General features: G+C 61.8%; 19 protein-coding genes and 1 tRNA gene. 10 read left to right on the top strand and 10 right to left on the bottom strand.

The annotated features are described in order from the left end of the window. Window positions 1-170: 170 nt before the first annotated feature. A complete protein-coding gene (locus BLW69_RS09080) occupies window positions 171-1,343 on the bottom strand; it encodes a polysaccharide biosynthesis/export family protein (protein ID WP_162759496.1) in 1,173 nt (390 codons plus the stop codon). A 522-nt stretch (window positions 1,344-1,865) separates the two neighbouring features. Between BLW69_RS09080 and BLW69_RS09075 the strand changes: the two genes are divergently transcribed. Beyond that, complete coding sequence (locus tag BLW69_RS09075) at window positions 1,866-2,561, top strand: DUF6656 family protein (RefSeq protein ID WP_113489988.1); 696 nt, start codon at window positions 1,866-1,868, stop codon at window positions 2,559-2,561. Between the two features lie 264 nt (window positions 2,562-2,825). Here the strand turns inward: BLW69_RS09075 and BLW69_RS09070 are convergent, their stop codons facing one another. Further along, the gene (locus tag BLW69_RS09070) at window positions 2,826-3,437 is read right to left on the bottom strand and encodes a helix-turn-helix domain-containing protein (protein ID WP_162759497.1); all 612 of its coding nucleotides are present in this window, start codon (window positions 3,435-3,437) and stop codon (window positions 2,826-2,828) included. A 251-nt stretch (window positions 3,438-3,688) separates the two neighbouring features. Next, window positions 3,689-3,762: transfer RNA gene (locus BLW69_RS09065), tRNA-Gln, on the bottom strand. 194 nt (window positions 3,763-3,956) lie between these two features. On the opposite strand from BLW69_RS09065, the gene BLW69_RS09060 reads away from it, so the two are divergent. Beyond that, entirely contained in the window at window positions 3,957-4,874 is a 918-nt protein-coding gene (locus BLW69_RS09060) for an MBL fold metallo-hydrolase (protein ID WP_092661516.1), read from the top strand. A gap of 6 nt (window positions 4,875-4,880) precedes the next feature. On the opposite strand, the gene BLW69_RS09055 is transcribed toward BLW69_RS09060, so the two are convergent. Beyond that, window positions 4,881-5,777 carry a DUF1499 domain-containing protein gene (locus BLW69_RS09055; RefSeq protein WP_092661514.1) on the bottom strand — a complete coding sequence of 299 codons (897 nt, stop codon included), beginning with the start codon at window positions 5,775-5,777 and terminating at the stop codon, window positions 4,881-4,883. Between the two features lie 77 nt (window positions 5,778-5,854). Then, on the bottom strand, window positions 5,855-6,223 hold the full coding sequence (locus BLW69_RS09050) for a hypothetical protein (RefSeq protein ID WP_092661512.1): 369 nt from the start codon (window positions 6,221-6,223) through the stop codon (window positions 5,855-5,857). A gap of 146 nt (window positions 6,224-6,369) precedes the next feature. On the opposite strand from BLW69_RS09050, the gene BLW69_RS09045 reads away from it, so the two are divergent. After that, on the top strand, window positions 6,370-6,639 hold the full coding sequence (locus BLW69_RS09045; protein ID WP_092661510.1) for a hypothetical protein: 270 nt from the start codon (window positions 6,370-6,372) through the stop codon (window positions 6,637-6,639). A gap of 4 nt (window positions 6,640-6,643) precedes the next feature. Here BLW69_RS09045 and ppdK read toward each other — a convergent pair whose 3' ends face one another. Beyond that, window positions 6,644-9,316, bottom strand: a complete 2,673-nt coding sequence (ppdK, locus tag BLW69_RS09040) for a pyruvate, phosphate dikinase (protein WP_092661508.1) — start codon at window positions 9,314-9,316, stop codon at window positions 6,644-6,646. A gap of 177 nt (window positions 9,317-9,493) precedes the next feature. Between ppdK and BLW69_RS09035 the strand changes: the two genes are divergently transcribed. After that, window positions 9,494-10,474 carry a VOC family protein gene (locus tag BLW69_RS09035; RefSeq protein WP_092661506.1) on the top strand — a complete coding sequence of 327 codons (981 nt, stop codon included), beginning with the start codon at window positions 9,494-9,496 and terminating at the stop codon, window positions 10,472-10,474. 274 nt (window positions 10,475-10,748) lie between these two features. On the opposite strand, the gene BLW69_RS09030 is transcribed toward BLW69_RS09035, so the two are convergent. From BLW69_RS09030 to BLW69_RS09020, 3 genes are all read right to left on the bottom strand, one after another. Next, on the bottom strand, window positions 10,749-14,210 hold the full coding sequence (locus BLW69_RS09030) for a chromosome segregation SMC family protein (protein ID WP_092661504.1): 3,462 nt from the start codon (window positions 14,208-14,210) through the stop codon (window positions 10,749-10,751). 51 nt (window positions 14,211-14,261) lie between these two features. Next, window positions 14,262-14,966, bottom strand: a complete 705-nt coding sequence (locus BLW69_RS09025) for a DsbA family protein (RefSeq protein ID WP_062453601.1) — start codon at window positions 14,964-14,966, stop codon at window positions 14,262-14,264. Between the two features lie 288 nt (window positions 14,967-15,254). Then, window positions 15,255-15,767, bottom strand: a complete 513-nt coding sequence (locus BLW69_RS09020; protein WP_092661502.1) for a DUF721 domain-containing protein — start codon at window positions 15,765-15,767, stop codon at window positions 15,255-15,257. A 92-nt stretch (window positions 15,768-15,859) separates the two neighbouring features. Here BLW69_RS09020 and mutY point away from each other — a divergent pair, with 92 nt between their 5' ends. From mutY to BLW69_RS09005, 3 genes are all read left to right on the top strand, one after another. Then, a complete protein-coding gene (gene mutY / locus BLW69_RS09015) occupies window positions 15,860-16,972 on the top strand; it encodes an A/G-specific adenine glycosylase (RefSeq protein ID WP_092661500.1) in 1,113 nt (370 codons plus the stop codon). A gap of 18 nt (window positions 16,973-16,990) precedes the next feature. Continuing rightward, window positions 16,991-17,605: an HAD family hydrolase gene (locus BLW69_RS09010; RefSeq protein ID WP_092661498.1), complete on the top strand. Its 615-nt coding sequence runs from the start codon at window positions 16,991-16,993 to the stop codon at window positions 17,603-17,605. 93 nt (window positions 17,606-17,698) lie between these two features. After that, window positions 17,699-18,133: a VOC family protein gene (locus tag BLW69_RS09005; RefSeq protein ID WP_062579460.1), complete on the top strand. Its 435-nt coding sequence runs from the start codon at window positions 17,699-17,701 to the stop codon at window positions 18,131-18,133. A gap of 232 nt (window positions 18,134-18,365) precedes the next feature. Here the strand turns inward: BLW69_RS09005 and BLW69_RS09000 are convergent, their stop codons facing one another. After that, window positions 18,366-19,496 carry a site-specific DNA-methyltransferase gene (locus BLW69_RS09000; protein WP_062453606.1) on the bottom strand — a complete coding sequence of 377 codons (1,131 nt, stop codon included), beginning with the start codon at window positions 19,494-19,496 and terminating at the stop codon, window positions 18,366-18,368. Between the two features lie 146 nt (window positions 19,497-19,642). Between BLW69_RS09000 and BLW69_RS08995 the strand changes: the two genes are divergently transcribed. The 3 genes from BLW69_RS08995 (at window position 19,643) to BLW69_RS08985 (ending at window position 22,552) form a co-directional block, all read left to right on the top strand. Continuing rightward, the gene (locus BLW69_RS08995) at window positions 19,643-19,939 is read left to right on the top strand and encodes a nucleotidyltransferase family protein (RefSeq protein ID WP_092661496.1); all 297 of its coding nucleotides are present in this window, start codon (window positions 19,643-19,645) and stop codon (window positions 19,937-19,939) included. 176 nt (window positions 19,940-20,115) lie between these two features. Then, window positions 20,116-21,753: a Na+/H+ antiporter gene (locus BLW69_RS08990; protein ID WP_092661494.1), complete on the top strand. Its 1,638-nt coding sequence runs from the start codon at window positions 20,116-20,118 to the stop codon at window positions 21,751-21,753. 112 nt (window positions 21,754-21,865) lie between these two features. Further along, window positions 21,866-22,552 (top strand): HAD family hydrolase, encoded by a 687-nt coding sequence (locus BLW69_RS08985; protein ID WP_092661492.1) that lies wholly within the window; start codon window positions 21,866-21,868, stop codon window positions 22,550-22,552. Window position 22,553 lies beyond the last annotated feature (1 nt).

Raw genomic sequence — 22,553 nt, 5'->3', positions numbered from 1 at the left:
ACTTAGGAGGCGTTTGGCAGAGGTAGTGATGGGGAATACGGGCTCGCAGCAGCCCTTTACGGGCCAGGCACTGCCCTAGGCGTAACTCTATGAAGCAACAGCGCTCCGCCGTCGCAGTGGCCCTTGAAGATACCGTCGAAATCCCTTGGGAGGGCTCCGGCGGCTGCGGGCTACAAGTCCTCCAGCAAGCGCTGGCCCTGATACGCCGTGCTGATCGGCGCGCCGATGATGCGCAGGAACTTCGTGAAGTCGACCGAGAAATGGCGTGCCGCGTAGATGACGTCGCGGTTCTTGACCGGGAACGTCTGGCCGACGATCAGGCTGTCGGGCTTGCTCATGTCGAACCTGTAGACGATCGGGTAACGTCCGTCTCTGTTGAGCTTCATTCCCTTGCGCAACATGGCATCGAGGCGTGCAGGACCGAGCAGGCTCTGAACGACTTCCTGTTCCTCGTAGCGGAACAGGAAGTAACCGCTGCCATTGACCGACGCGTCGTCGCCGCCGCCGCCCATCGCAACTGCTTCAAGAAGGTTCAGGTCGTTCGCGCCGAATTCCTTGCGACTGTTGCCCTTGATCGCGCCCAGAAGCGTGAAGGTGCGCGAATCATGCGACAGGAAGATCTGGTCGCCCGGCTGGACGAAAATGTTCTCGTTCGGATTGTCGATGATCGATTTAAGAAGCACCGTGCCAGTGCGCTTGCCGCGCACAAGCGTGACATATGTTTCATAGGGCTGTGCCGTTGCGCCGCCGGCCTTGGCGATGACATCGGTGATATGGTCGCCACTGAGGCCGATCGGGGTCTGCGACGACTTCGCCACCGCGCCTGATACCGTCACAGAGCGTGAAGGCGTGTCTGCGCTTGTCACGATGACATCCGGCTCGACTGCCTTGCTCTGGAGCGCCGTGAGAATGGACTGGCGAGCTTCCTCAAGCGTCTTGCCTGCGAACCGCACCTGGCCGACATAAGGGATCGCGGCCTTGCCATCCGGCTGGACGACCAGCTCGATAGGGGTCTGCTTCGACTCGCGTGTCGAGAACAGGCCATCTGCACCGGCCTCGAAGATCGTCACGCGCAACTGGTCGCCGATGCCGATCACGGCACGGCCGCCGCCGCCGCCAAATCCAAATCGACGCTTCAACGCGGTCGAGACATAATCGGAGATAAGGCGTGCGGAACGGCTGTCCACGTCGACAACGTCAAAGACCTCGGCATTCGGACGATTCAACTCGGCTGCGGACTGACCGCCCTCGGTCGTGATTGCCGACGCCAAAGGCCCCTGCCCCGGAACGGCCTGACATCCCGTCAAAGCCACGCAGAACACGACTGCAGTCATTCGCAACAAATCAACTACTCCAGATTCCGAAGTCGATGGCCGACACGACGCAAGGCCGGTGTCGCGCAAGGACGCCCCTTGAAAGCACACTGCGCCTTGAACAACAAGTGGACAGCCACCTACCCTCGCCAAATTTAGGATCGGTGCGGTTTTACGGTCTCAGTTAACCACCTCAACCGTTTCCAGACGCTAGGCTTCGGCGGTTAAAGCAAGGCTAAGGAATTTGGTTAAGACATCAAGGCCGCTGCGCCTATGTGCCAGTCGAGAACATCGCGGGGCGTGGGAGCGCTCCCGCTTCCAGCAGCCGCGCACCACGGTGTCACTGCACCCATTCTTATCCGCACACCGAATGCCATTGCCATTGCCATTGCCATTGCCATTGCCGCGAAGAACTGCCTTTCCAAAATGCTGCAAGCGCCCCGAAGCGAAAGTTGACCTGCATCAATTGAGGGGGAAACTACGGAGCGTCTGGGAGCAACCTCTTAAGGCTGCACTCATATCTTCTTCATCAACGCAAGAAGAGAGGGCATCATGAGTGTAGCCAAGCTCCAGTACGGGGACCGTTTCGGTGACGACGTAAAGAAAATCTCGCGCACGGCGTTGTCCGCCTCAAGTTCTAGCGATGCTGCGCTCCCATCAGCGAAATACACACGCTGGTTTCATGGCGAAGCGGGCGAGCCGGAACCGATGGCAACCTCAGCCAAAAAGTTTCGACGGCTCGCCGCAGACATGGTTCTTTCAGAAGTCATCGCTGTCACGAAGGAGAACCTGTCGATCCTCGGCGACGATGCCAATCACCTCTTCGCCTCTTCGCTTCCGACAGGGCACCGGATGCGCAAGGCAATTCGTGCGTCGATTCTGCAGTCTGTCCCGCATCTTGGAGCCTGCAAGTTCGGGGAAGTCGTAACCGAGCACGGCCCCAACGCCATCGCCGTCACGCAGATGTTCATCGCGAATTTCGACGGCGAGATCAACACGTCCGCAGGCGGCACAGATCTTTACAAGCCGCGAAGCCAGGACTTCGACCAGATGTTCTTCGGCCTCCACGTACTCCTCGACCGCAATGGCAATTTTCTAGGCTTCAATCACCGGCTCGGCGAAAATGGTCTGGCCTTCCAGACCAAGAATATCTCCACTGCCCTCTACAATGTCGCATCGACAAGTACCGGATTGTCGCTTGAGGCTCTCCGGGAAAGAGCTGCCATCAATCGGGTTGTAAACCGGTAACCGAGAGCGTTTCCCAGCGAGAGTAAATCATCCTGCCGGCGCAGGATTTCGGACAGGCAAGGCGAAGGGCATATCTGTGGGTACGTCAAAGCCGATCGGCTTTGATCCTGGCGAAAGGCTGCCCGGCCCATCGGGTTGGCTGGATCGGGAGGCCTGAGCGCCCGGCCGACTTGACCGTCGGATGTGGCTACGACGGGCGCCGACCGGGCAACCATCTGCAATCGTTCGAGCCAACAGAATGCTTCAATCTTGCCAGGAAACGCTCTAGGGGTTCTCTCTTTCCCTATGACCAATCTGCGTGGCGACGAGCTTTGCCACCAAGTGCACAAGGTTCTTGGCTTCGAACCGACCCTTCAGCTTGTCGATGCGATGCTCGATCGTCCTTGGCGAGAGGTGAAGGTCTTCGGCGATTTCCTTGGTCGTCTGCCCCTCGATCAGCAGCTGGATGATGTTGTCATCCGTCATGTCGGTCTTTGCTTCTTTCGACGGCGGAATAAAGAACCGCCCTTCGACCAGACTGATACACCAGTTCGGCCTTCCCTCGCACTTTTGAGGAAGCAGCAGTCGCTCGTAGCCGATCCTGACCCCGAGAACCTTCGTTCTGACAAGCTCAAGCGTCGGGCGCCCGACCTGCAGACAGCGGGAATAGGTTGGGATGATGGCCTCATCGACGAAGCCTCGATCGAGATCCCGAAGGTTGGCATCGGGAAATTGCAGCCTCAATTGACCAAGCAAATGGCTCTTGAACCCGAAGTCCCTCACCCGCCGAAACCGCCAGTCATACGGGTCTTCGTCTCCCGTTGCGACAACGGACAGCGCCATCTTGATGGAGAGGCTGGAGACGAAGCTAGAATACACGCTTTCCGGGTCTGCCATCTCGCCCGACCGCAGCCAAACATCGATAAGGCTTTGAGAGATTGTATTGAATGAACTCATTAATGCGACACAAGAACCAATTTCTTCCTGTTCGCATATGCAACTCTCAAGGGTTTCAAAAGAATTACATTCGTCTAAAATAAACTACGTCGTCAGTTATGGAAAACGCGGCAGACCACAGGATCTGAGGACCATACGCGGCCAGGCGCTTCTCGGTCTTTTGTTGGAGGGTTTGCACGAAACGTGATGCATGGCTGGGGCGCCAGGATTCGAACCTGGGATGCCGGTACCAAAAACCGGAGCCTTACCGCTTGGCGACGCCCCAACAGGTCGGGGGCAAATCATTGCTGGCCCGGACCGGAAGTGGCCTTGCTCTAGCAAAGCTTTGCCGCCCTCTCAACGGCAAAATTCGGGATTGTCACGAATAAACGCGGGGTTTCGGGTTTACGGGCGTTGATCGGGTGCTAAACCTCGGGGAGATGACAACAAGCGCCCTTGGCGGCAGGACAGTTTTTGAGCATGCCGGAAGACCTTGATTTCGATCTGACCTTTTCGCCCTCCTATGGCGTGCCCGTGACGATCGCGGCAGGGGTGCAGCGGTTGACGGTGAACAATCCCTCGCCGTTTACCTTTCATGGCACCAACAGCTATATCGTCGGGACATCGTCGGTGGCCGTGATTGATCCGGGGCCGGAGGACGAGGCGCATTTTGAAGCCTTGATGGCGGCGCTTGAGGGGCGGCATGTCAGCCATATCTTTGTCAGCCATACGCATCGCGACCACTCGCCGCTGGCACGACGGCTGAAGGCGGCGACCGGGGCGTTGACGGTGGCGCAGGGGCCGCACCGGGCGTCCCGTTCCCTGCACGCGGGCGAGATCAATCCGCTCGCTGAAAGCGCTGATACCGATTTCGTGCCCGATATCGCGGCCGGTGATGGTGAGAGGATCGAGGGCGACGGGTGGGCGCTGACCGTCCTCCATACGCCCGGCCATACCGCCAACCACTGCGCCTTCGCGCTGGAAAATTCCGGCATCTTGTTTTCTGCCGACCACGTGATGGCCTGGGCGACGACGATCGTTGCGCCGCCGGACGGATCCATGGCGGACTTCATGGCGTCGGTCGAAAAGCTTCTGGCGCGCGGGGACGAAGACCGGATCTTCTTTCCAGGACACGGCGGACCGGTGACGGAGCCCGCCTCTTTTCTGCGCGGCCTGCGGACGCACCGACGGATGCGCGAGCGTGCGGTGCTGGAGCGGATCCGCGCCGGCGACCGGTTGATCCCGGATATGGTGACGGCGATCTATGCGCGCACGGATCCGCGTCTGCATGGTGCGGCCGCCCTTTCGGTGCTGGCGCACCTGGAAGACCTGATCGGCAAGGGACAGGTGGAAACCGACGGGCCGCCTTCGCTTTCCGGCGTCTATACGCTCGCCTGAAAACGCTCAGCCGCCGGTGATGCCGAGCAGTTCGGTATCGAGACGGTCGAGAAAATCCTGGGCAATCTCAGCCCCGAGGCCGAGATCATGCGGGCCGAAGCGCGAGACGACGCGCAGATCGACGGAGGTCGTCTCGGCATCTTCACGCAACCGGATCACGATATCGAAGCGCAGGCCGAGCACCAGCGTGCGGGTCTCGCCCTGAAGCAGCACATCGCCGGCGGTGCCGATCGTCGGCTCGAGCGTGAGTTCAGGCCGGCGCAGCGGCACCGGCGCCACATCCGGCACCGGCGCCTGCTCGTCGCGGGGCGCTGCACGGGTGAGGATGTCGGGCTCCACCAGCTCCAGCCCCTCTGTCTTGACGATGCCGATCCGGGCGGACCGTAGCGCCTTCTGGACGCCTTCGTAGACGCGGTCGACGGCCCCTTCGTAACGTCGTCCGGTGAGGCGCGGATAGGCGGCAAACTGCGCGCGGCGCTCAGTGGGCGTGACCATCGGCGGGCGCTGCGGCAGGAAGCGCTGGTCGGCTGTCGGTTCGAAGACGAAGGCAGGCGGATCGGCGATATCGGTGGAGATGTCGTAAAGCGGCGGCAGCGTGAGATAGGACACGGTTCCCATCACCACGACGGCAAGCGGGACGGCTGCAAACACCAGCCCGTGGGCAGCAGCAACGCCTCCTCTTGCACCGACACTCCAGAGCCGCGCGAGACCCAGCAGCGACAGCGGTACCGAGGCAGCCGCTATGGCTGCGGAACACAGAACAAGTGCCACGAAATCCGGCTCGTTCAGCGGCCCGAACCGATGCGCGACGGCTGAAACCACGAATAGAAGAAAAGCGCAGAAGCCGAGCCTGCGCCCGAAATAGGCGGCGCGGGAAACGGGCCGGACAAAGCGGACGGTCATTGTGTGAAAGCGGCTCCATGCAAAGTCTCGTTCCATCTGTAGAACAGCGCGGCGGGGAATGGAATCCTTGCAGATTATTAGTCGCGGATCACCTGGCTTTCCGTCACGTTCCCAGATTGAGACAGGCGCATCACGAGCCATTCGGAGTCTATGGACAAGAAGCCGCGTTCATCGCCGAGGTGATAGACGAGATCATAGTCCGTGAACTTGGCTGTGGGTGGTGGCTGTCCGAGTTTCGCCAGGACCTCGCCACGGCTCAAGCCTTCCAATGCGCCTGTCATCACGAGCCAGTCGGCCATGCGGTGGCGTTTGGAAAAGCGGTCGTGCGGATCGTCATCTGCAGCGTGCCACCAAGCCTGCACAAAAGGAAATGGAACGCTGGTTATCATATAGAACGCAAACAGGGCGGCGATGATCGCCCATGCAACAATGCCTACCTTCTTCATTCGGTCACACGAGTGCCGGACCAATCCAACCTCCACTGGTGACAGGCTTTGACATGTCTGGAGCATTGCGTCGTTATAGGTTTGGTGCCGAGTTGGGATCCGCGAAAGCGACATCTGGGTGCCGCAGCCATCATCTGGAGCCCGTCATGCGTCTTGCCCTTCTCGCCACACTGGCCGTCATCGGAACGGCACTGACTTCCTGCCAGACAATCACACCGGAGGAGCGGCGGGCGGCGGATCAGCAGACCTGCGCGCGCTTTGGGTTCCGTCCCGGGACCGATGCCATGGCGCGCTGCCTGCTCGACCTCGAGCTCGACCGCCGCGCCGAGCGACGCGCATGGCGGGCAGAAAGCGATGCGATGATGGGACGCCCGCCGATCGTGGTGACGCGGCCGGTTTATATTCACCGGCACTGATCAGTCAGCCCTTCGTCCGCTCGATCGCTGCCTGGGCGGCAGCCAACCTTGCGATGGGCACGCGGAAGGGGGAGCAGGAGACGTAGTCGAGATCGGCGTTTTCGCAGAAGCGGATCGAGGCCGGGTCGCCGCCGTGTTCCCCGCAAATGCCGAGTTTCAGGTCTGCCCTCGTCTTGCGGCCGCGCTCTGCTGCAAGCTGGATCAGTTCGCCGACGCCGTCGAAATCGAGCGAGATGAAGGGGTCGTGCTCGATAATGCCCTTGCGCTGATAGGTGGGAATGAAGGCCGCCGCGTCGTCGCGCGACATGCCGAAGGTGGTCTGGGTGAGGTCGTTGGTGCCGAAGGAGAAGAACTGCGCGGTTTCGGCGATCACATGGGCGCGCAGGGCGGCGCGCGGCAATTCGATCATCGTGCCCGCCAGATAGGCGATCGGCACGCCGGTTTCGCGGGCGACATCTTTCGCCACCGCATCGATGACGCCCTTCACGTAATCCAGTTCCTTGCGCAGGCTGACCAGCGGCACGAGGATTTCGAGTTCGACCGGCTCTCCGGTGGTCTTTCCGGCCTCTACAGCCGCCTCGAAGATTGCGCGTGCCTGCATTTCGGCGATTTCCGGATAGGAGATCGCAAGCCGGCAGCCGCGATGGCCGAGCATCGGGTTGAACTCGTGCAGGGCATCGATGCGTCTTGCGAGGAAAGCCGGCGGCATGCCCATGGCGCGGGCAACGTCGTCGATCTCGGCCTCGGTCTTGGGCAGGAATTCATGCAGCGGCGGATCGAGCAGGCGGATGGTTACGGGCAGGCCGTGCATGATTTCGAACAGTTCGGTGAAATCCGACCGCTGCATCGGCAGAAGCTTGCTAAGCGCTGCGCGTCGGGCCTTCTCGGTTTCTGCCAGAATCATCTCGCGCATGATGTGGATGCGGTCGCCTTCGAAGAACATGTGCTCGGTGCGGCAGAGCCCGATGCCTTCCGCCCCAAACGAGCGGGCGGCGCGGGCGTCCTGCGGCGTATCGGCATTGGTGCGCACGGTCATGCGGCGGGTCTTGTCGGCCCAGGCCATCAGCTTGCCGAAATCGCCAGACAGCGCGGGCTGGGTCATCGGCACGGAACCCTTCAGCACCTGGCCGGAGGAGCCGTCAATGGTAATGATTTCGCCGCGCCTAAGGCTGACGCCGTTTGCGGCAAGAAGAACCTCGTTGCGCAGGTCGACGCGCATGGAGCCGGCACCGACGACGCATGGAATGCCCATGCCGCGGGCAACGACGGCCGCATGGCTGGTCATGCCGCCGCGGGTGGTCAGGATCGCTTCGGCGGCGTTCATGCCGTGGATGTCTTCCGGGCTGGTCTCGATGCGCACGAGGATGACCTTGCGGCCTTCCTTGTCAGCCTCGACGGCCTCCTCGGCTGTAAACACGATCTCGCCGATAGCAGCGCCCGGCGATGCAGGCAGGCCGGAGCCGATCACGTGGCGTTCGACGCGCGGATCGATGGTCGGGTGCAGCAGCTGGTCGAGCGAGGGCGGATCGATGCGGCAGACGGCCTGGCTTTCGGTGATGACGCCTTCCTCGACCATGTCGACGGCGACTTTCATGGCGGCACGGGTGGTGCGCTTGGCGTTGCGTGTCTGCAGCATCCACAATTTGCCGCGCTCGATGGTGAATTCCACATCCTGCATGTCGCAGTAATGGGCTTCGAGCCGGTCGCAGATCGTGCGGAACTCGGCGAATGCCTGCGGCATCAGCTTTTCCATCGAGGGCTTGTCGGAACCGGAGGCGAGCCTGCCTTCCTCGGTGATCGATTGCGGTGTGCGGATGCCGGCGACCACATCCTCGCCCTGCGCATTGACGAGGAACTCGCCGTACAAGGCTTTCTCACCGGTCGACGGATTGCGGGTGAAGGCAACGCCTGTGGCCGATGTCGAGCCGAGGTTGCCGAACACCATGGCCTGGACATTGACCGCGGTTCCCCATTCCTCGGGGATCCGGTGCAGCATGCGGAAGGTTTGCGCGCGCGGGTTCATCCAGCTCGCGAACACGGCGGCGATCGCTTTCCAGAGTTGCTCGTGCGGATCCTGCGGGAAACCCGTTTCCAGTTCCTCCCCGATCAGCTGCTTGTAGAGCGAGACGAGGTGCTGCCAGTCGGCGGCGCAAAGTTCGGTATCGTATTCGTGGCCCAGCCGCGCCTTCTCGTCTTCGAGGATCTCCTCGAAGATCTCGTGGTCGAGGCCCATCACCACATCGGCATACATCTGGATGAAGCGGCGGTAACTGTCCCAGGCGAAGCGGGCATCGCCGGAATCTTCAGCGAGCGCCTGCACTGTCTGGTCGTTGAGGCCGAGATTGAGGACGGTGTCCATCATGCCGGGCATGGAGGCCCTGGCGCCGGAGCGGACGGAAAGAAGCAGCGGCTGCACGCCTGCGCCGAAACGGCGGCCGGTGATTGCTTCCATGGCGGCGATGCCATCGAGGACTTCGGCCTTCAGACCGTCGGGCAGCATGCGGGCGTTTTCGAAATAATGGGTACAGGCATCGCAGACGATCGTCAGTCCGGGCGGCACCGGCAGGCCGAGGCTTGCCATTTCCGCGAGGTTTGCGCCCTTGCCTCCAAGACGGATGCTGTCACGAGAGCCTCCTTCCGCCTTGCCATCGCCGAAGCGATAGACCCATTTCGCCATTTCGCATCTCCACCCAGTCTTCTCTAGCATTTACAGCGTTTATGATCGTTTGGGAATTATGCGTCAGGATTATGTTGCACCGCAGCAAAATCGGTGAGTTGTCATGCCTGACAGGAAAGTGACGTGCGGATGTTCTAGCGCGTCTCTATAACGCCGCCGGAACCTGCAGGGCCTTCGATGACCATCACGAGACGGAATGCTTTGAAACTGGCGGGTGTCGTGTCTGCGACGGCCGCCCTTAACGGCGCGCTGCTGGCGGAAGGAACGAGCGCGGCGGTGGCTGCACCTGCCCTGCCCTTTGCCGTGACGACGCCTGTCCATGTGGATCAGGCGGCGCTTCGGGTGCGGGACCTCAAATCCATGACCGCGTACTACCAGGGCATGCTCGGGCTCGAGATCATCGAGCAGGATGATGTTTCCGGCGATCGCGTCGTGCTGGGTGCGGGGGGATCGCCGCTTCTGCATCTCGTCCGTTCGGCAGAGGCCGCCTTCGAGACGCCGGGGTCTGCCGGTCTGTTTCACATCGCCTACCTGATGCCGGACCGCGGCGATCTCGCCCGCTGGCTGGTGCATGTGGCGCAGCGGCAATTTCCGATCACAGGATTTGCCGATCACAGCGTCAGCGAGGCGGTGTATCTGACCGATCCCGAAGGAAACGGCGTCGAGGTCTATTGGGATCGGCCGCACGAAATGTGGACATGGAACGGCAATGTGGTGGCGATGGGCACCGAGGCGCTCGACGTGGACGATATCGTCGCCAATACCGACATCAACCGCGACACCTACACAAAAGCGCCCGCCAACCTCAGGATCGGTCATATCCATCTGCGGGTCGGCGAGATCGACAAGGCGCGGGCCTTCTATGGCGATCTGATCGGCCTGTCATCGACACGCGGCAACCGGGACGACTCGGGCTTCTTCTCGTCCGGCCATTACCATCACCACCTCGCCTTCAACACCTGGCAGAGCGCCGGTGCGGGAATGCGGGAAGAGACGCAAACCGGGCTCGACTGGTTCTCGCTGGAATTTGCGGAAAAGAGCGACCTGCTTGCGCTGAAGGACAAGCTGAAACAGGCGTCGGTCAGCTTCACGAGGGCTGTCGATCATATCGACATTCTCGACCCCTGGGGGACGAATGTGCGGCTGACGGGGCTGTAAGGACGCCTGCGCGCGGATGTCGGAAAGAGATGAAAACGCTTTGCGGGGCCGGATCACATCGGCCCCGCAAAGCCTTCCGCACAGGACAGGAAAACCCGTGCGGGGGGTCTCTATATCGGCGGTACTTCGATGCTGAACTTGCGGCATCGAGGCACCACACGTCAATATGATTTTAGTTAAATTACACTACGCCGAGACGATGATGTCCCATATGAGTAAATTGACGTAGGTAGAAATACGGAGGCCGCGACCGGTTGACCGGGAAAGCGCTGGCTCAGCTGGCTTCGCGCAGCAGTTCCGCCGTCTGCAGATCGACCGAGACCAGCTGCGATACACCCTGCTCCGCCATGGTCACACCGAACAGACGGTTCATGCGGGCCATGGTGATGGGGTTGTGGGTGATGATGATAAACCGCGTCTCGGTCGACGCCGCCATCTCGTCCATCAGGTTGCAGTAGCGCTCGACATTGTGGTCGTCGAGCGGTGCATCCACTTCGTCCAGCACGCAGATCGGTGCGGGGTTGGTAAGGAAGACGGCGAAGATCAGCGCCATCGCCGTCAGTGCCTGCTCGCCACCTGACAGAAGCGTCATCGTCTGCGGCTTCTTGCCCGGCGGGCGGGCGAGGATTTCGAGGCCGGCTTCGAGCGGATCGTCGCTCTCGATCAGCTGCAGCTCTGCCGTGCCGCCATTGAAGAGATGCGTGAACAGCCGCTGGAACTGCTTGTTGACCACATCGAAGGCGGCCAGCATGCGCTCGCGTCCTTCGCGATTGAGGCTCTGGATCGCGCCACGCAGTTTGCGGATGGCGTCGATGATGTCGTCGCGCTCGTGGATCAGAGCGCTGAGCTTGTCGGAAAGCTCCTTCTGCTCTTCCTCGGCGCGCAGGTTGACGGCACCAAGCCGCTCGCGCTCCATCTTGAGCCGGTCGACCTCGCGCTCGATATCGCGGATGTCAGGCAGCGTGGCGCCGGGCGCGATGCCGGCAATGCGCATCACGTCATGCGGCTCCACGTTCAATGCCTCGCGGATGCGCAGCTCGCCCTCGTGGCGCTTTTCGGCGGCCGATACCAGACGCTCTTCGGCACGGCCGCGCTTTTCGCGGGCTTCGGCAAGTTCGGACAAGGCCGTGGCGGCGATACGGTCGGTCTCGCGCTGGCGGGTTTCCGCCTCGACCAGCCGATCGGAAGCGGCCTTGCGGGCGGTTTCGGCCTTTTGCAATTCGTTGATCAGTGCCCGGCGGCGCTCGTCGAATTCTTCAGGGGCGGCTTCGAGATCGGCGATCTCGTCGCGCGCCTCGTCCTCGCGCTGGCGCAGGCTGCCGATATGATCGGCGGCGCTGGTCATGCGGGAGACCCAGGTGGCGCGTTCCTGGGCGATGGCGGCGATGCGGCGCTTGCGCGCCTCGATCTCGCGGCTCTGGCCCTCAAAGGCCGCGCGCGCTTCGGCGAGACGACCCCGATCGGTGGCGACGACGCTTTGCTGGTTCAACAGCTTGGCATCGATGGCGGAGAGATCCGGTGCATCCTCGAGCTCGATGCGGGCGTCTTCCTCCTGCACACCGAGATCCTCGATCTGGCCGGTCAGCTGGCTGACCGCTTCAGCAACCACATCGCGGCGACGGGTGAGATCGCCGGCTGCCCGTTCGGCTGCGGCCAGCGCATCGCGCGCATCGCTCAACTGGCGGGCGGCAAAACGGCTGCGGTCGCGCGCTTCGGCGAGCCGTTTTTCCTCAATCGATATGGCGGTGCCAGCTTCTGCCAGCGCATCCTCGGTTTCCGAGAGGATATCGCGCGCCTCGTCGATCTCGCCTTCCAGCTCCGACAGACGGTTTTTCTGGGACAGGCGAAGGGCAGCCGCACCCGGCGCTTCGGAGCCCGAGATATGGCCATCCCAGCGATAGACGGCACCCTCTCGGGTCACGAGGCGCTGGCCAGGGCGCAGCAGCGGCATCAGCCTCTCGGCGTCGCCTTGCGAAATCACGCCGATCTGCCCGAGCCGGCGCGCCAGTTCCGGCGGCGCCGTGACATAGGACGACAAGGGCAGCGCTCCCTCCGGCAGGCCGGGATCAGCGGCGCCGTCGCCATTGATCGACCAGTGGGCGGAGGCGGATGCATCGACAGGTGTTTCGAGATCATCGCCGAGGGCTGCGCCGAGCGCTGCCTCATAGCCACGATCGACGCGGATCATTTCGGCGACGGGGACGAAGCCACCGGACAGGGCGCCGGCCGCCAGCATGCGCGAAATCGTGCGCTTTTCGGTTTCGAGCGCGTTCAGCGCCGAGCGGGCAGATTCCACCGGGCCGCGGGCCATGAGTTCGTTCGAGCGGGCATGGGCCAGTGCCGATTCGACCTCTTCGGCAGCGATCGTCGCGTCTTCCACGGCGATTTCGGCGGCTTCCACCGCGTCCTGCCGCTCAGCAGGGTCGTCTAGGCCGGAGAGCTTTTGTCCGATCGCGTCGAGTTCGCCAGTCGCATCGGCCATCTGCCGGTCGAGGCGCTGGCGTCGTTCGGCGAGATCGCGGATCAGCCGGTCCAGCGCGTTGCGTCCCGCCGCAGCCTCGGCACGTTCGGCGGTGACTGCTGCAAACAGCTTCTCGCTGTCGGCAAGCGTTGCTGCAGCTGCCTCGAAGGCCTCACGCAGGTCTTCGGCTTCGGCGCCTGACTCCGCCAGCGTCTCTGTCAGCTCGGCTTCTTCGCCATCCAGCTTGTCGAGGAAAGCGGTATTGTCGGCGGCAAGCTGTTCCTCGCGGCTTATGTCTTCGGCAAGCTGCGACAGTCTTCGCGTCAGTTCGTCGCGACGCCGCAGCAGGCGGCCGGCTTCTTCTTCCAGCTGGCCGCGGGCGATCTGCAGGCGCTGCAGGGCGGCACCGGCTTTCGCCTCGTCCTCGCGCAATTCCGGCAGTCTGAGGCTGGCGATCGCCTGCGCCTTTGCCGCTTCCATCTGCCCTTGCGCCTTTTCGGCGACGATGTTGGTGGCCTGGTTGAGCGCGGTTTCGGCTTCCGCCTCCGCCTCGCGGGCCTGGACGAAGCGGATATGCAAAAGCATCGCCTCGCGAGCGCGGATATCGGCCGACAGCATGCGGAAACGGTTAGCCTGGCGTGCCTGGCGCTTCAGGCTTTCGATCTGGCTTTCCAGCTGGGCGACGACGTCTTCCAACCGCTCCAGATTGGTTTCCGCGGCGCGCAGGCGAAGTTCGGCCTCATGGCGGCGCGAATGCAGGCCGGAAATGCCGGCCGCTTCTTCCAGAAGCTGGCGACGGGCCTGGGGCTTGGCATTGATCAGCTCGCCGATCCGCCCCTGCCCAACCATGGAGGGCGAGCGAGCGCCGGTCGATGCATCCGCGAACAGCAGCTGCACATCCTTGGCGCGCGCTTCCTTGCCGTTGATACGGTAGAGCGAGCCATTTTCGCGCTCGATGCGGCGCGACACCTGGATCTCGTCGGCATCGTTGAAGGCAGCGGGTGCCGTATGATCGGAATTGTCGAGATAGAGGCCGACTTCGGCGCTGTTTCGGGCCGGACGGTTGCCCGAGCCCGAAAAGATCACGTCGTCCATGCCGGACGCGCGCATGTTCTTGTAGGAGTTTTCGCCCATTACCCAGCGCAGCGCCTCGACAAGGTTGGACTTGCCGCAGCCATTGGGGCCGACCACGCCGGTCAGCCCTCGCTCGATGATGAATTCCGTCGGCTCGACGAAGGACTTGAAGCCAACGACGCGCAGCTTGTTGAATTTCATGCTGCGCCCTTTCTCCCGCCGACGGGTCCCCTACCCGCCGGGGTGGCGATCTTACAGAAGGCTGTCGAAAAGCTTCGACATGGAGTCAACCGTCATATCTCCGGAGTATTTCTTGCCGTTGATCAGGAAGGTCGGTGTGGAATTGACGCCGAATTCCTCGTTGCCCCGCTTAACGACGGTATTAATGTCGTCGAGAAGCTTCTGGTTCGTCAAGCAGGCTTCGAAACTCTGCTGTGAGTAACCTGCAAGCTTGACCGACTGCAGGAGAGCGCCGCGCACATCCTTGTCGGCAGGGGCTGCCCAGGCGCGCTGCTGCTTGAACAGCATCGACACCATCGGGTAATACTGCGCCGACGTTGCAAGTTCGGCCGGGTTCTGCGGGTTGCAGCGGGCCAGCATGAAGGCCGCGGTCGCGACCGGATCGAACGGGAATTCGCGGATGATGAAGCGAACCTTGCCAGTATCGATATAGTTCTTCTTGATCGTCTCGAACGTGGTGTTGTGGAAGTGTGCGCAATGCGGGCAGGTCATCGACATGTATTCGATGACGGTGACCTTGGCGTTTTCTTCGCCGAGCGCCATTTCCGGCAGGGTGCCAGGCTTCAGCGCCGCCGCCATATCCACATCGCCCTGCGATTCCGGAAGTGCCTGGGCAAAGGCGTCGGACATGCCGAGCGGCAGCGACAGGCAAAGCGCCGTGACCGCCACTCCGCCGAGAAGCGCGCGTCTGGTGATGGTCTTATCGTTCAACTGCATGGAACACCCGTGTTCGAGATTTGAAAAAGTTCGATATTCCGTATCGTGGCGCCTTGGCCCCGACAAGCGGTGGAGTGTTAAATCCCTTCAAAGAATTGTGACGAAATGGCGGTGAGAGGGGATAGTTCTGCTGATTGCTGCTGCTGATGTGAGTTTTCTCTACGACCAGTAGAGCAATTCTGGCGAAGCATATTCACCGCTGGAAAGAGTTATTTCAGCCCAAGGACTTGGGGCTGGATTCCTGTGACGAGCACAGGAATGAGGGTGGCGAGGGTGGGCCAGATCCCCTTACTTGCGCTTCTGCTGGAGAACGGCGGTGCCGAGCCTAGCGACGGCTTTCTTCAGCGCTTCGCTTTCGATCCCCTCCATCATGCCCTCCAGCCGTTTCGCCGCTTCGCCTTTGAGGGGCTGCAGTTTGCGCGGATGCTTGAAGGTCTGCGACACCGGTTTTTGCACGATGCGGATCTGGCGCACCGCCGGAAAGCCGAAAAAGCCGTTGATGCGGGAAATCAATTCGCCCTGGGCATGGCCTAGAAACAGTGCGCGGGACCCTTCGCAGGCGATGGTGAGGACACCCGGCTGGTGGCCACCCTCGCTATAGCCGTCGTTATAACGCGACCAGGCGATCTTTTCGGGGCGCGTACAATCAGCGAAATCCTCACCGGCGATCTCATCCCAGGAGCCGAGCAGCGCGGTGGATATGCCGGCGCGGCGCGCCAGCACCGGATCGATGATGCCGTTCGCCACTTCGGAGATCTGCAGCGCGCCTTTGCGGCGGAACGGAGGTTTCGGAGCATTCATCGCTGGATAACTGGCCGCCTGAGGTTGTGCCGTCCTTGATGCCGGCGCATTGACGCATACCTATAGGCCATTCCAGCGGCAAACGGCAAACGATGCTCCAGACGCTTCCCAAGACGACGAATTCGGCCGATGGCCCGACCCATGCGGAAAGGCTTCTCGCCTGGTACGACCGGCACCACCGCGAGCTGCCCTGGCGGATCAGCCCGACGGCTGCCAAAGCCGGGATCCGGCCCGACCCCTATCGCATATGGCTGTCGGAAGTGATGCTGCAGCAGACGACGGTGCAGGCGGTCAAACCGTATTTCGCAAAATTTCTCGAACGCTGGCCGAAGGTGACCGATCTTGCCGCAGCCCCTTCCGACGACGTGATGGCGGCCTGGGCGGGGCTTGGCTACTATGCCCGCGCCCGCAACCTGAAGAAATGCGCAGAAGCGGTTGCAGCCGATCATGGCGGGGTGTTTCCCGATACGGAAGACGGCCTGCGCGCCCTGCCCGGCATCGGCGACTATACGTCGGCCGCCGTTGCCGCGATCGCGTTCAACCGGCAATCGGCTGTGATGGACGGCAATGTCGAGCGAGTGATCTCGCGTCTCTATGCGATCGATGCGCCGCTGCCGGGGTCCAAGCCCGCCATGAAGGCCAAGGTCGTCGAACTGACGCCATCAGACCGGCCGGGCGATTTTGCCCAGGCGATGATGGATCTCGGCGCGACGATCTGCACCCCGAAACGTCCCGCCTGCGCGCTCTGTCCGTTCCGCGACGACTGTCTGGCGTTGGCCAGCGACGATCCCGAGCGGTTTCCGGTGAAGGCCGCGAAGAAGGAAAAGCCTGTTCGCCAAGGCGCTGCCTTCGTGGCGGTGACGCCCGATGGCGAGGTGCTGCTTCGAAAGCGCATCGAGACCGGTCTTCTGGGCGGCATGACGGAAGTGCCGACGACCGCATGGACGGCGCGGCTCGATGGCGGCACGACGATCGATCACGCGCCGATCCCGTCTGCCGACTGGCAGGCCTGTGGTACGGTCATTCACGTCTTCACCCATTTCGAACTGCGGCTTTCGATTTTTCGCGCGAAGGTGACCAAGGTGGCTGTGGACAATGGCTGGTGGGAACCGGTGGAAAGCCTGGAGAACCAGGCCTTGCCGACCGTCATGAAAAAAGCAATCGTCCAAGCTATACCACTCGCCTTCGCAAAAGCTCCAAACTGACAGCAGGAAACATCCTCTATGGCGGCCAAGATTGATCACATCGTTTTCGACATCGGCAAGGTTCTGATCCACTACGACCCCAACCTTCCCTATAGCCGCATCATTCCCGACGAGACCGAACGCAAGTGGTTCTTCGACAACGTCTGCACCCACGAATGGAACCTGGAACAGGACCGCGGCCGCAGCTGGAGCGAGGCCGAAGCGCTGCTGCTTGAACAGCATCCGCAACAGGAAGCCAATATCCGGGCCTTTCGCCAGCACTGGCACGAAATGGTGCCGCATGCCTATGACGGCTCGGTTGCCATCTTCGAGAGCCTGATCGAGAACGGCCGCGACGTGACCATGCTCACCAACTTCGCCGCCGACACATTCGTCGAAGCCCGCCGGAAATTCCCGTTTCTCGACAAGCCGCGCGGCGTCACGGTGTCGGGCGAGATCGGCCTGATCAAGCCGGATGTGGCCATTTACGAAAAGCACGCCCGTGATTTCGGCCTTACCCCTGAAGCCTCGATCTTCATCGACGACAGCTATCCCAACGTCGAAGGCGCCCGCGACGCCGGCTGGCACGCTGTGCATTTCACGGATCCGGAAACGCTGCGCAAGGATCTGAGGGATCACGGTATCGAGGTGTGAGGTTTGGGGGTGGTAGCCGGTATGCTGACGATATAAGTTCCCGGCCCACCCACCTCGTTTTGCAATCGACCTCACGTTAAGACGGCACCCCTCATGGCAATTCCATTCGCTCCCGTCGGCATTGATCACATCGTTCTTCTGATCGACGACATGAAACGTGCGCTTACGTTCTACACGGATGTCCTGGGGTGCCGGCCTGGCTATTCCTATCCGGCACTGGGGATGGAGCAGGTCTGGTTCGGCTCGTCATTGATCGTCTTGTGGGATGTAACTCACCCGGGCGGAACGAAAGCAGCGCCTCCGGTGACCGGTGGGCGCAATGTCGATCATGTCTGTCTTGCGACCAGCCCTTTCGACCATGACGAACTGCGTACGCATCTCGATAAGCACGGGGTCGAGATCGTCCAGGAAGCGTTTCATGGGGGTGCCCGGGGCATGGGGCACTCGTTCTACATCCATGACCCGTTTGGCAATAAGATCGAGATCAAGGGGCCTGCAGAATACCCGGATGGACGGCAGGCAACCTAGCCGGGTGATCGGCGGACGGGCCGAAACATTCTAATTCGGAGGTGTTCAGGGTTACTCTGGTCAGAGCCTGCGTCGTTGCGGCCCCGAAATCAGTCCATTTGCCCCATAAAAAAGATGACGCCCGGAGCCTTCAAACTCCGGGCGTCACATGATCCTCTTCCGGGACTAGAGGTACAAAACCGGAAGAGGAAGCTCGCGAGCTGACATGGGATCTGGTCCCGGGACTGGTGGCTCAGTCCGCTTTTGGCAGGCCGTTGCGAATGATGGTGCGAAGGTCGTCGATCGGTTTCAGGACGCCGGCCTCCTCGTAGTGCCAGAATGTCCAGCCGTTGCAGGCATCAAACCCCTGAACCTTGGCGCCGAGCCTGTGGATCGATCCGGCGTCGCCGTTCGAGGTCAGCGTGCCGTCGGCGCGGATGATGGCGCTGTGGCGGCGGCGGGCGTCGGTGAGGATCTGGCCAGGCTTGACGAGACCGCTTTCGACCAGTGAATTGAAGGCGACACGCGGTTCGGCGCGCTTGCCGGTCATGACCGTCAGTTCCGTCTTGCCGAGCGGTTCGACCGACGCGATGCGGGCGGATGCGGCGTCGATGTAATCCTGCTCGCGTTCGATGCCGACGAAATTGCGGCCGAGACGCTTGGCGACAGCACCCGTGGTGCCGGAACCGAAGAACGGGTCGAGCACGACATCGCCGGGCTTGGTGCAGGACATGATGATGCGGGCGAGCAGCGCTTCCGGCTTCTGGGTCGGATGAACCTTCTTGCCGTCGTCACCCTTCAGGCGTTCGCCGCCGGAGCAGATCGGAAACAGCCAGTCGGAGCGCATCTGCACGTCGTCGTTGGAGGCTTTGAGCGCTTCGTAGTTGAACGTGTAGCCCTTGGCCTTGGCATCGCGGCTGGCCCAGATCATCGTTTCGTGGGCGTTCTGGAACCGGCGGCCCTTGAAGTTCGGCATCGGGTTGGTCTTGCGCCAGACGATATCGTTGAGGAGCCAGAAATTGAGGTCCTGCATGATCGCGCCGACGCGGAAGATGTTGTGGTAGGAACCGATCACCCAGATCGTGCCGTTGGGCTTCAGCACGCGGCGGCAGGCAAGCAGCCAGGCGCGGGTGAAGGCATCATAGACCTGGAAGGAAGCGAACTGGTCCCAGTCGTCATCGACGGCATCGACCAGGCTCTGGTCGGGGCGATGCAGGGCGCCGCCGAGCTGCAGGTTGTATGGCGGATCGGCAAAGATCGCATCCACAGATTTATCCGGCAGCGCCTCGAGGGCTGCCACGCAATCGCCCTTGATGATGGAGTTCATCCAGGCGTGAGGACGGGCCTGTTTCTGGAGGTCGATCAAAGGAAGGACTGCGGCCATGAGACACTCGCTACGCTGTACTGAACACGAATTTACTGACTGTTATGGTTACTCATTTTGGTTACCAAAGACTGAAGCCGGTGGCCTGTTTTGGTAAAAAAGCAAAATGATGGAAGGCGGCGCGATGATGCGCTAGGCTCTCAACCATGAGAAAAGCGGAGGCGATCGAGAAGCTGAGACGGCAGGCCGACGCGATCAGGGCGCTCGGCGCGACCTCGCTTTACCTGTTCGGCTCGGTTGCCCGCGACGAAGCCGGACCCGACAGCGATCTCGATCTGTTTATCGACTACGATCCCGACAGCCGGTTCAACGCCTTCGATCTGGTCGGGATAAAGCTGTTTCTTGAGGATGAGCTTGTCGTGCCTGTAGACGTTACCACACGGGACAGCCTTCATCCGATGCTGAAGGACAGAATCGAAGCCGCGTCGGTGCAGTTATTCTGATGGCACGGGTCATCTGGGACGTCATCGCGCATGACCTGCCGCCACTCAAATCCGCGATGCTGGGCCTGCAGGAACGGCTGAGCTGGTCGTAAAGGTCGCACCACCCTTCCCGGCTCTTGCCTCATCCATTCTCATTTCCTATTCAGGCCGAAACCGGAACGGATAGGAGCGACACCATGGAAAGCATCACCATTGCCCTGGTCCTGCTTCTCGCCGTGGTTCTGAGCGGCACGCTTGCAAGGCTCTCTCCTGTTGGCATTCCGCTGCCGCTGGTGCAGATCGCGCTCGGTGCCGCGATCGCCGGCGTGACGGGGTCTGCGGTGCAGCTCGATCCGGATTTCTTCTTTCTGCTGTTTCTGCCGCCGCTGCTGTTTCTCGATGGATGGCGCATTCCGAAGGAAGGGCTGTTCCGCGACAAGGCGGTGATCCTGGAACTGGCGCTCGGGCTTGTCATCTTCACCGTAATCCTGATCGGTTTTCTGGTCCACTGGATGATCCCGGCGATACCGCTTGCGGTCGCATTCGCGCTCGCCGCCATTCTCTCGCCAACCGATCCGATCGCCGTCTCGGCGATTGCCGCGCGGGTGCCGATCCCGGGACGACTGATGCATATTCTGGAAGGCGAATCGCTCCTCAACGATGCTTCGGGCCTTGTCTGCATGCAGTTTGCGGTGGCCGCCGTGCTGACCGGTGTGTTCTCGCTGGCGGATGCGGTCGGCACGTTCCTCTGGGTGGCGATCGGCGGCATCCTGATCGGTTTTGGCACCACATTCGTGGTCATGAAGGCGAAGTATTACGTGTCGCGCAAGCTGGGCGAAGAACCCGGTGCGCAGATCCTGATCAGCCTGCTCATTCCGTTCGGCGCCTATCTTCTGGCCGAACACCTGCATTGCTCCGGCATTCTGGCAGCCGTTGCGGCCGGCATCACCATGAGCTTTGCCGAATTGCGCGGCCAGACGATGGCTGCCACCCGGATGCGGCGCTACGCGGTGTGGGATACGGTGCAGTTTGCGCTGAACGGCATTATCTTCGTGCTGCTGGGCGAACAGATGCCGGGCATCGTCTCGGGCGCCGCCAGGATCGTCACCGAGACGGGCCACCTCCACCCGATCTGGCTGATCGCCTATGTGGCGGTCATCACCACCGCACTCGCGGCCCTGCGCTTTGCCTGGGTGTGGGTATCCTTGCGCTTTACCCTGTATCGCGCCGCGCGTCGCGGAGAGGCGATCCGCAAGCCGCACTGGCGGCTTCTGGCGGCCATGTCGCTTGCCGGCGTGCGCGGGGCGATCACGCTTGCGGGTATCCTCACCCTGCCGCTTGCCATGAACGACGGCACGTCGTTTCCGGCACGCGATCTCGTGATATTCCTCGCAGCCGGCGTGATCATCCTGTCGCTGACGGCGGCCAGCATCGGCCTTCCCTATCTTCTCCAGAACCTCGAACTGCCGCCGGAGGATGATCACCACCAGGAAGAGGACAATGCCCGGATTGCTGCGGCGGAGGCTGCGATCCGGATGATCGAGAAACTGCAGCACGCGATGAGCGAAGGCCGGACCGACGCCGATCTTTACGGCGAGGTCGGCACGCGGCTGATGGAACTCTACCGGCAGCGGATCGAGGGCCGTTCCAAGCTCGGAGATGAGGCAGACCTGTTGCGCAAGATGGAGGAGGTCGACAAGCGGTTCAGGCTGGCCGCCCTTCGTGCCGAACGCGACGAGCTGTTCAGGCTCGGCCGCCGGCGCAAGATTTCCGAGGAGATCGCACGCAAGCTCGTTCGCGAGATCGATCTTGCCGAGGCGCGCTACGGTTTCTGAGGCGCGCCGTGTTGTTGCCGCTTTGGCGGTAGAGGAAATCGCCCTCCGCATTGTTTCCGGCGCTGCCCTCGTGTAGATCGCCCTCACCTTCTTTCATCAAAGAGTATCCATCATGAGCGGCTTCGACCTCATCATCTTCGATTGCGACGGCGTGCTCGTCGATTCCGAAATCATCGCGGCACAGGTCGAATCCCGGCTGCTGACGGAAGCGGGCTATCCGATCAGCGTCGAGGAAATGGGCGAGCGCTTCGCCGGCATGACCTGGAAGAACATTCTTCTGCAGGTGGAACAGGAAGCGGATATTCCGCTATCGGCCTCCCTGCTCGACAAATCGGAAAAGCTGCTCGACCAGCGGCTGGAACGCAGCGTCAAGATCATCGACGGCGTCAAGTTCGCGCTGGCGCGGCTGACCACGCAGCGCTGCATCTGCTCGAATTCTTCGAGCCAGCGGCTGGACATGATGCTGACCAAGGTCGGGCTCAAGCCCTATTTCGAAAATCATATCTATTCCGCCAAGGACCTCGGTCCCGACCGCGTCAAGCCGAAGCCGGATATCTTTCTGCATGGCGCAAAGCAGTTCGGCGTCGAGCCGGACAGGTGCCTGGTGATCGAGGATTCCACCCATGGCATCCACGGCGCACGCACGGCCGGCATGCGGGTGGTGGGCTTTACCGGCGCATCGCATACCTATCCGAGCCATGCCGACCGGCTGACGGATGCCGGCGCCGAAACGGTGATTTCGCGCATGAGCGACCTGCCGGCGGTGATCGCAGCACTCGGCGAATGGGGCGGGATCTAAT

Origin of the sequence: Rhizobium sp. NFR12 (genome assembly GCF_900108545.1) — a bacterium.
Taxonomy (GTDB): Bacteria; Pseudomonadota; Alphaproteobacteria; order Rhizobiales; family Rhizobiaceae; genus Neorhizobium; species Neorhizobium soli.
This window is presented reverse-complemented; position numbering and strand designations above follow the sequence as displayed.

Coding starts and splice junctions, on each gene's coding strand:
- ppdK (WP_092661508.1), bottom strand. CDS start 9,316: ATGGCGAAATGGGTCTATCGCTTCGGCGATGGCAAGGCGGAAGGAGGC.
- BLW69_RS09010 (WP_092661498.1), top strand. CDS start 16,991: ATGGCGGCCAAGATTGATCACATCGTTTTCGACATCGGCAAGGTTCTG.
- BLW69_RS09060 (WP_092661516.1), top strand. CDS start 3,957: ATGCCGGAAGACCTTGATTTCGATCTGACCTTTTCGCCCTCCTATGGC.
- BLW69_RS09030 (WP_092661504.1), bottom strand. CDS start 14,210: ATGAAATTCAACAAGCTGCGCGTCGTTGGCTTCAAGTCCTTCGTCGAG.
- BLW69_RS09000 (WP_062453606.1), bottom strand. CDS start 19,496: ATGGCCGCAGTCCTTCCTTTGATCGACCTCCAGAAACAGGCCCGTCCT.
- BLW69_RS09005 (WP_062579460.1), top strand. CDS start 17,699: ATGGCAATTCCATTCGCTCCCGTCGGCATTGATCACATCGTTCTTCTG.
- BLW69_RS08995 (WP_092661496.1), top strand. CDS start 19,643: ATGAGAAAAGCGGAGGCGATCGAGAAGCTGAGACGGCAGGCCGACGCG.
- BLW69_RS09045 (WP_092661510.1), top strand. CDS start 6,370: ATGCGTCTTGCCCTTCTCGCCACACTGGCCGTCATCGGAACGGCACTG.
- BLW69_RS09050 (WP_092661512.1), bottom strand. CDS start 6,223: ATGAAGAAGGTAGGCATTGTTGCATGGGCGATCATCGCCGCCCTGTTT.
- BLW69_RS09070 (WP_162759497.1), bottom strand. CDS start 3,437: ATGGCAGACCCGGAAAGCGTGTATTCTAGCTTCGTCTCCAGCCTCTCC.
- BLW69_RS09075 (WP_113489988.1), top strand. CDS start 1,866: ATGAGTGTAGCCAAGCTCCAGTACGGGGACCGTTTCGGTGACGACGTA.
- BLW69_RS08985 (WP_092661492.1), top strand. CDS start 21,866: ATGAGCGGCTTCGACCTCATCATCTTCGATTGCGACGGCGTGCTCGTC.
- BLW69_RS09020 (WP_092661502.1), bottom strand. CDS start 15,767: ATGAATGCTCCGAAACCTCCGTTCCGCCGCAAAGGCGCGCTGCAGATC.
- BLW69_RS09035 (WP_092661506.1), top strand. CDS start 9,494: ATGACCATCACGAGACGGAATGCTTTGAAACTGGCGGGTGTCGTGTCT.
- BLW69_RS09055 (WP_092661514.1), bottom strand. CDS start 5,777: ATGACCGTCCGCTTTGTCCGGCCCGTTTCCCGCGCCGCCTATTTCGGG.
- BLW69_RS09025 (WP_062453601.1), bottom strand. CDS start 14,966: ATGCAGTTGAACGATAAGACCATCACCAGACGCGCGCTTCTCGGCGGA.
- mutY (WP_092661500.1), top strand. CDS start 15,860: ATGCTCCAGACGCTTCCCAAGACGACGAATTCGGCCGATGGCCCGACC.
- BLW69_RS08990 (WP_092661494.1), top strand. CDS start 20,116: ATGGAAAGCATCACCATTGCCCTGGTCCTGCTTCTCGCCGTGGTTCTG.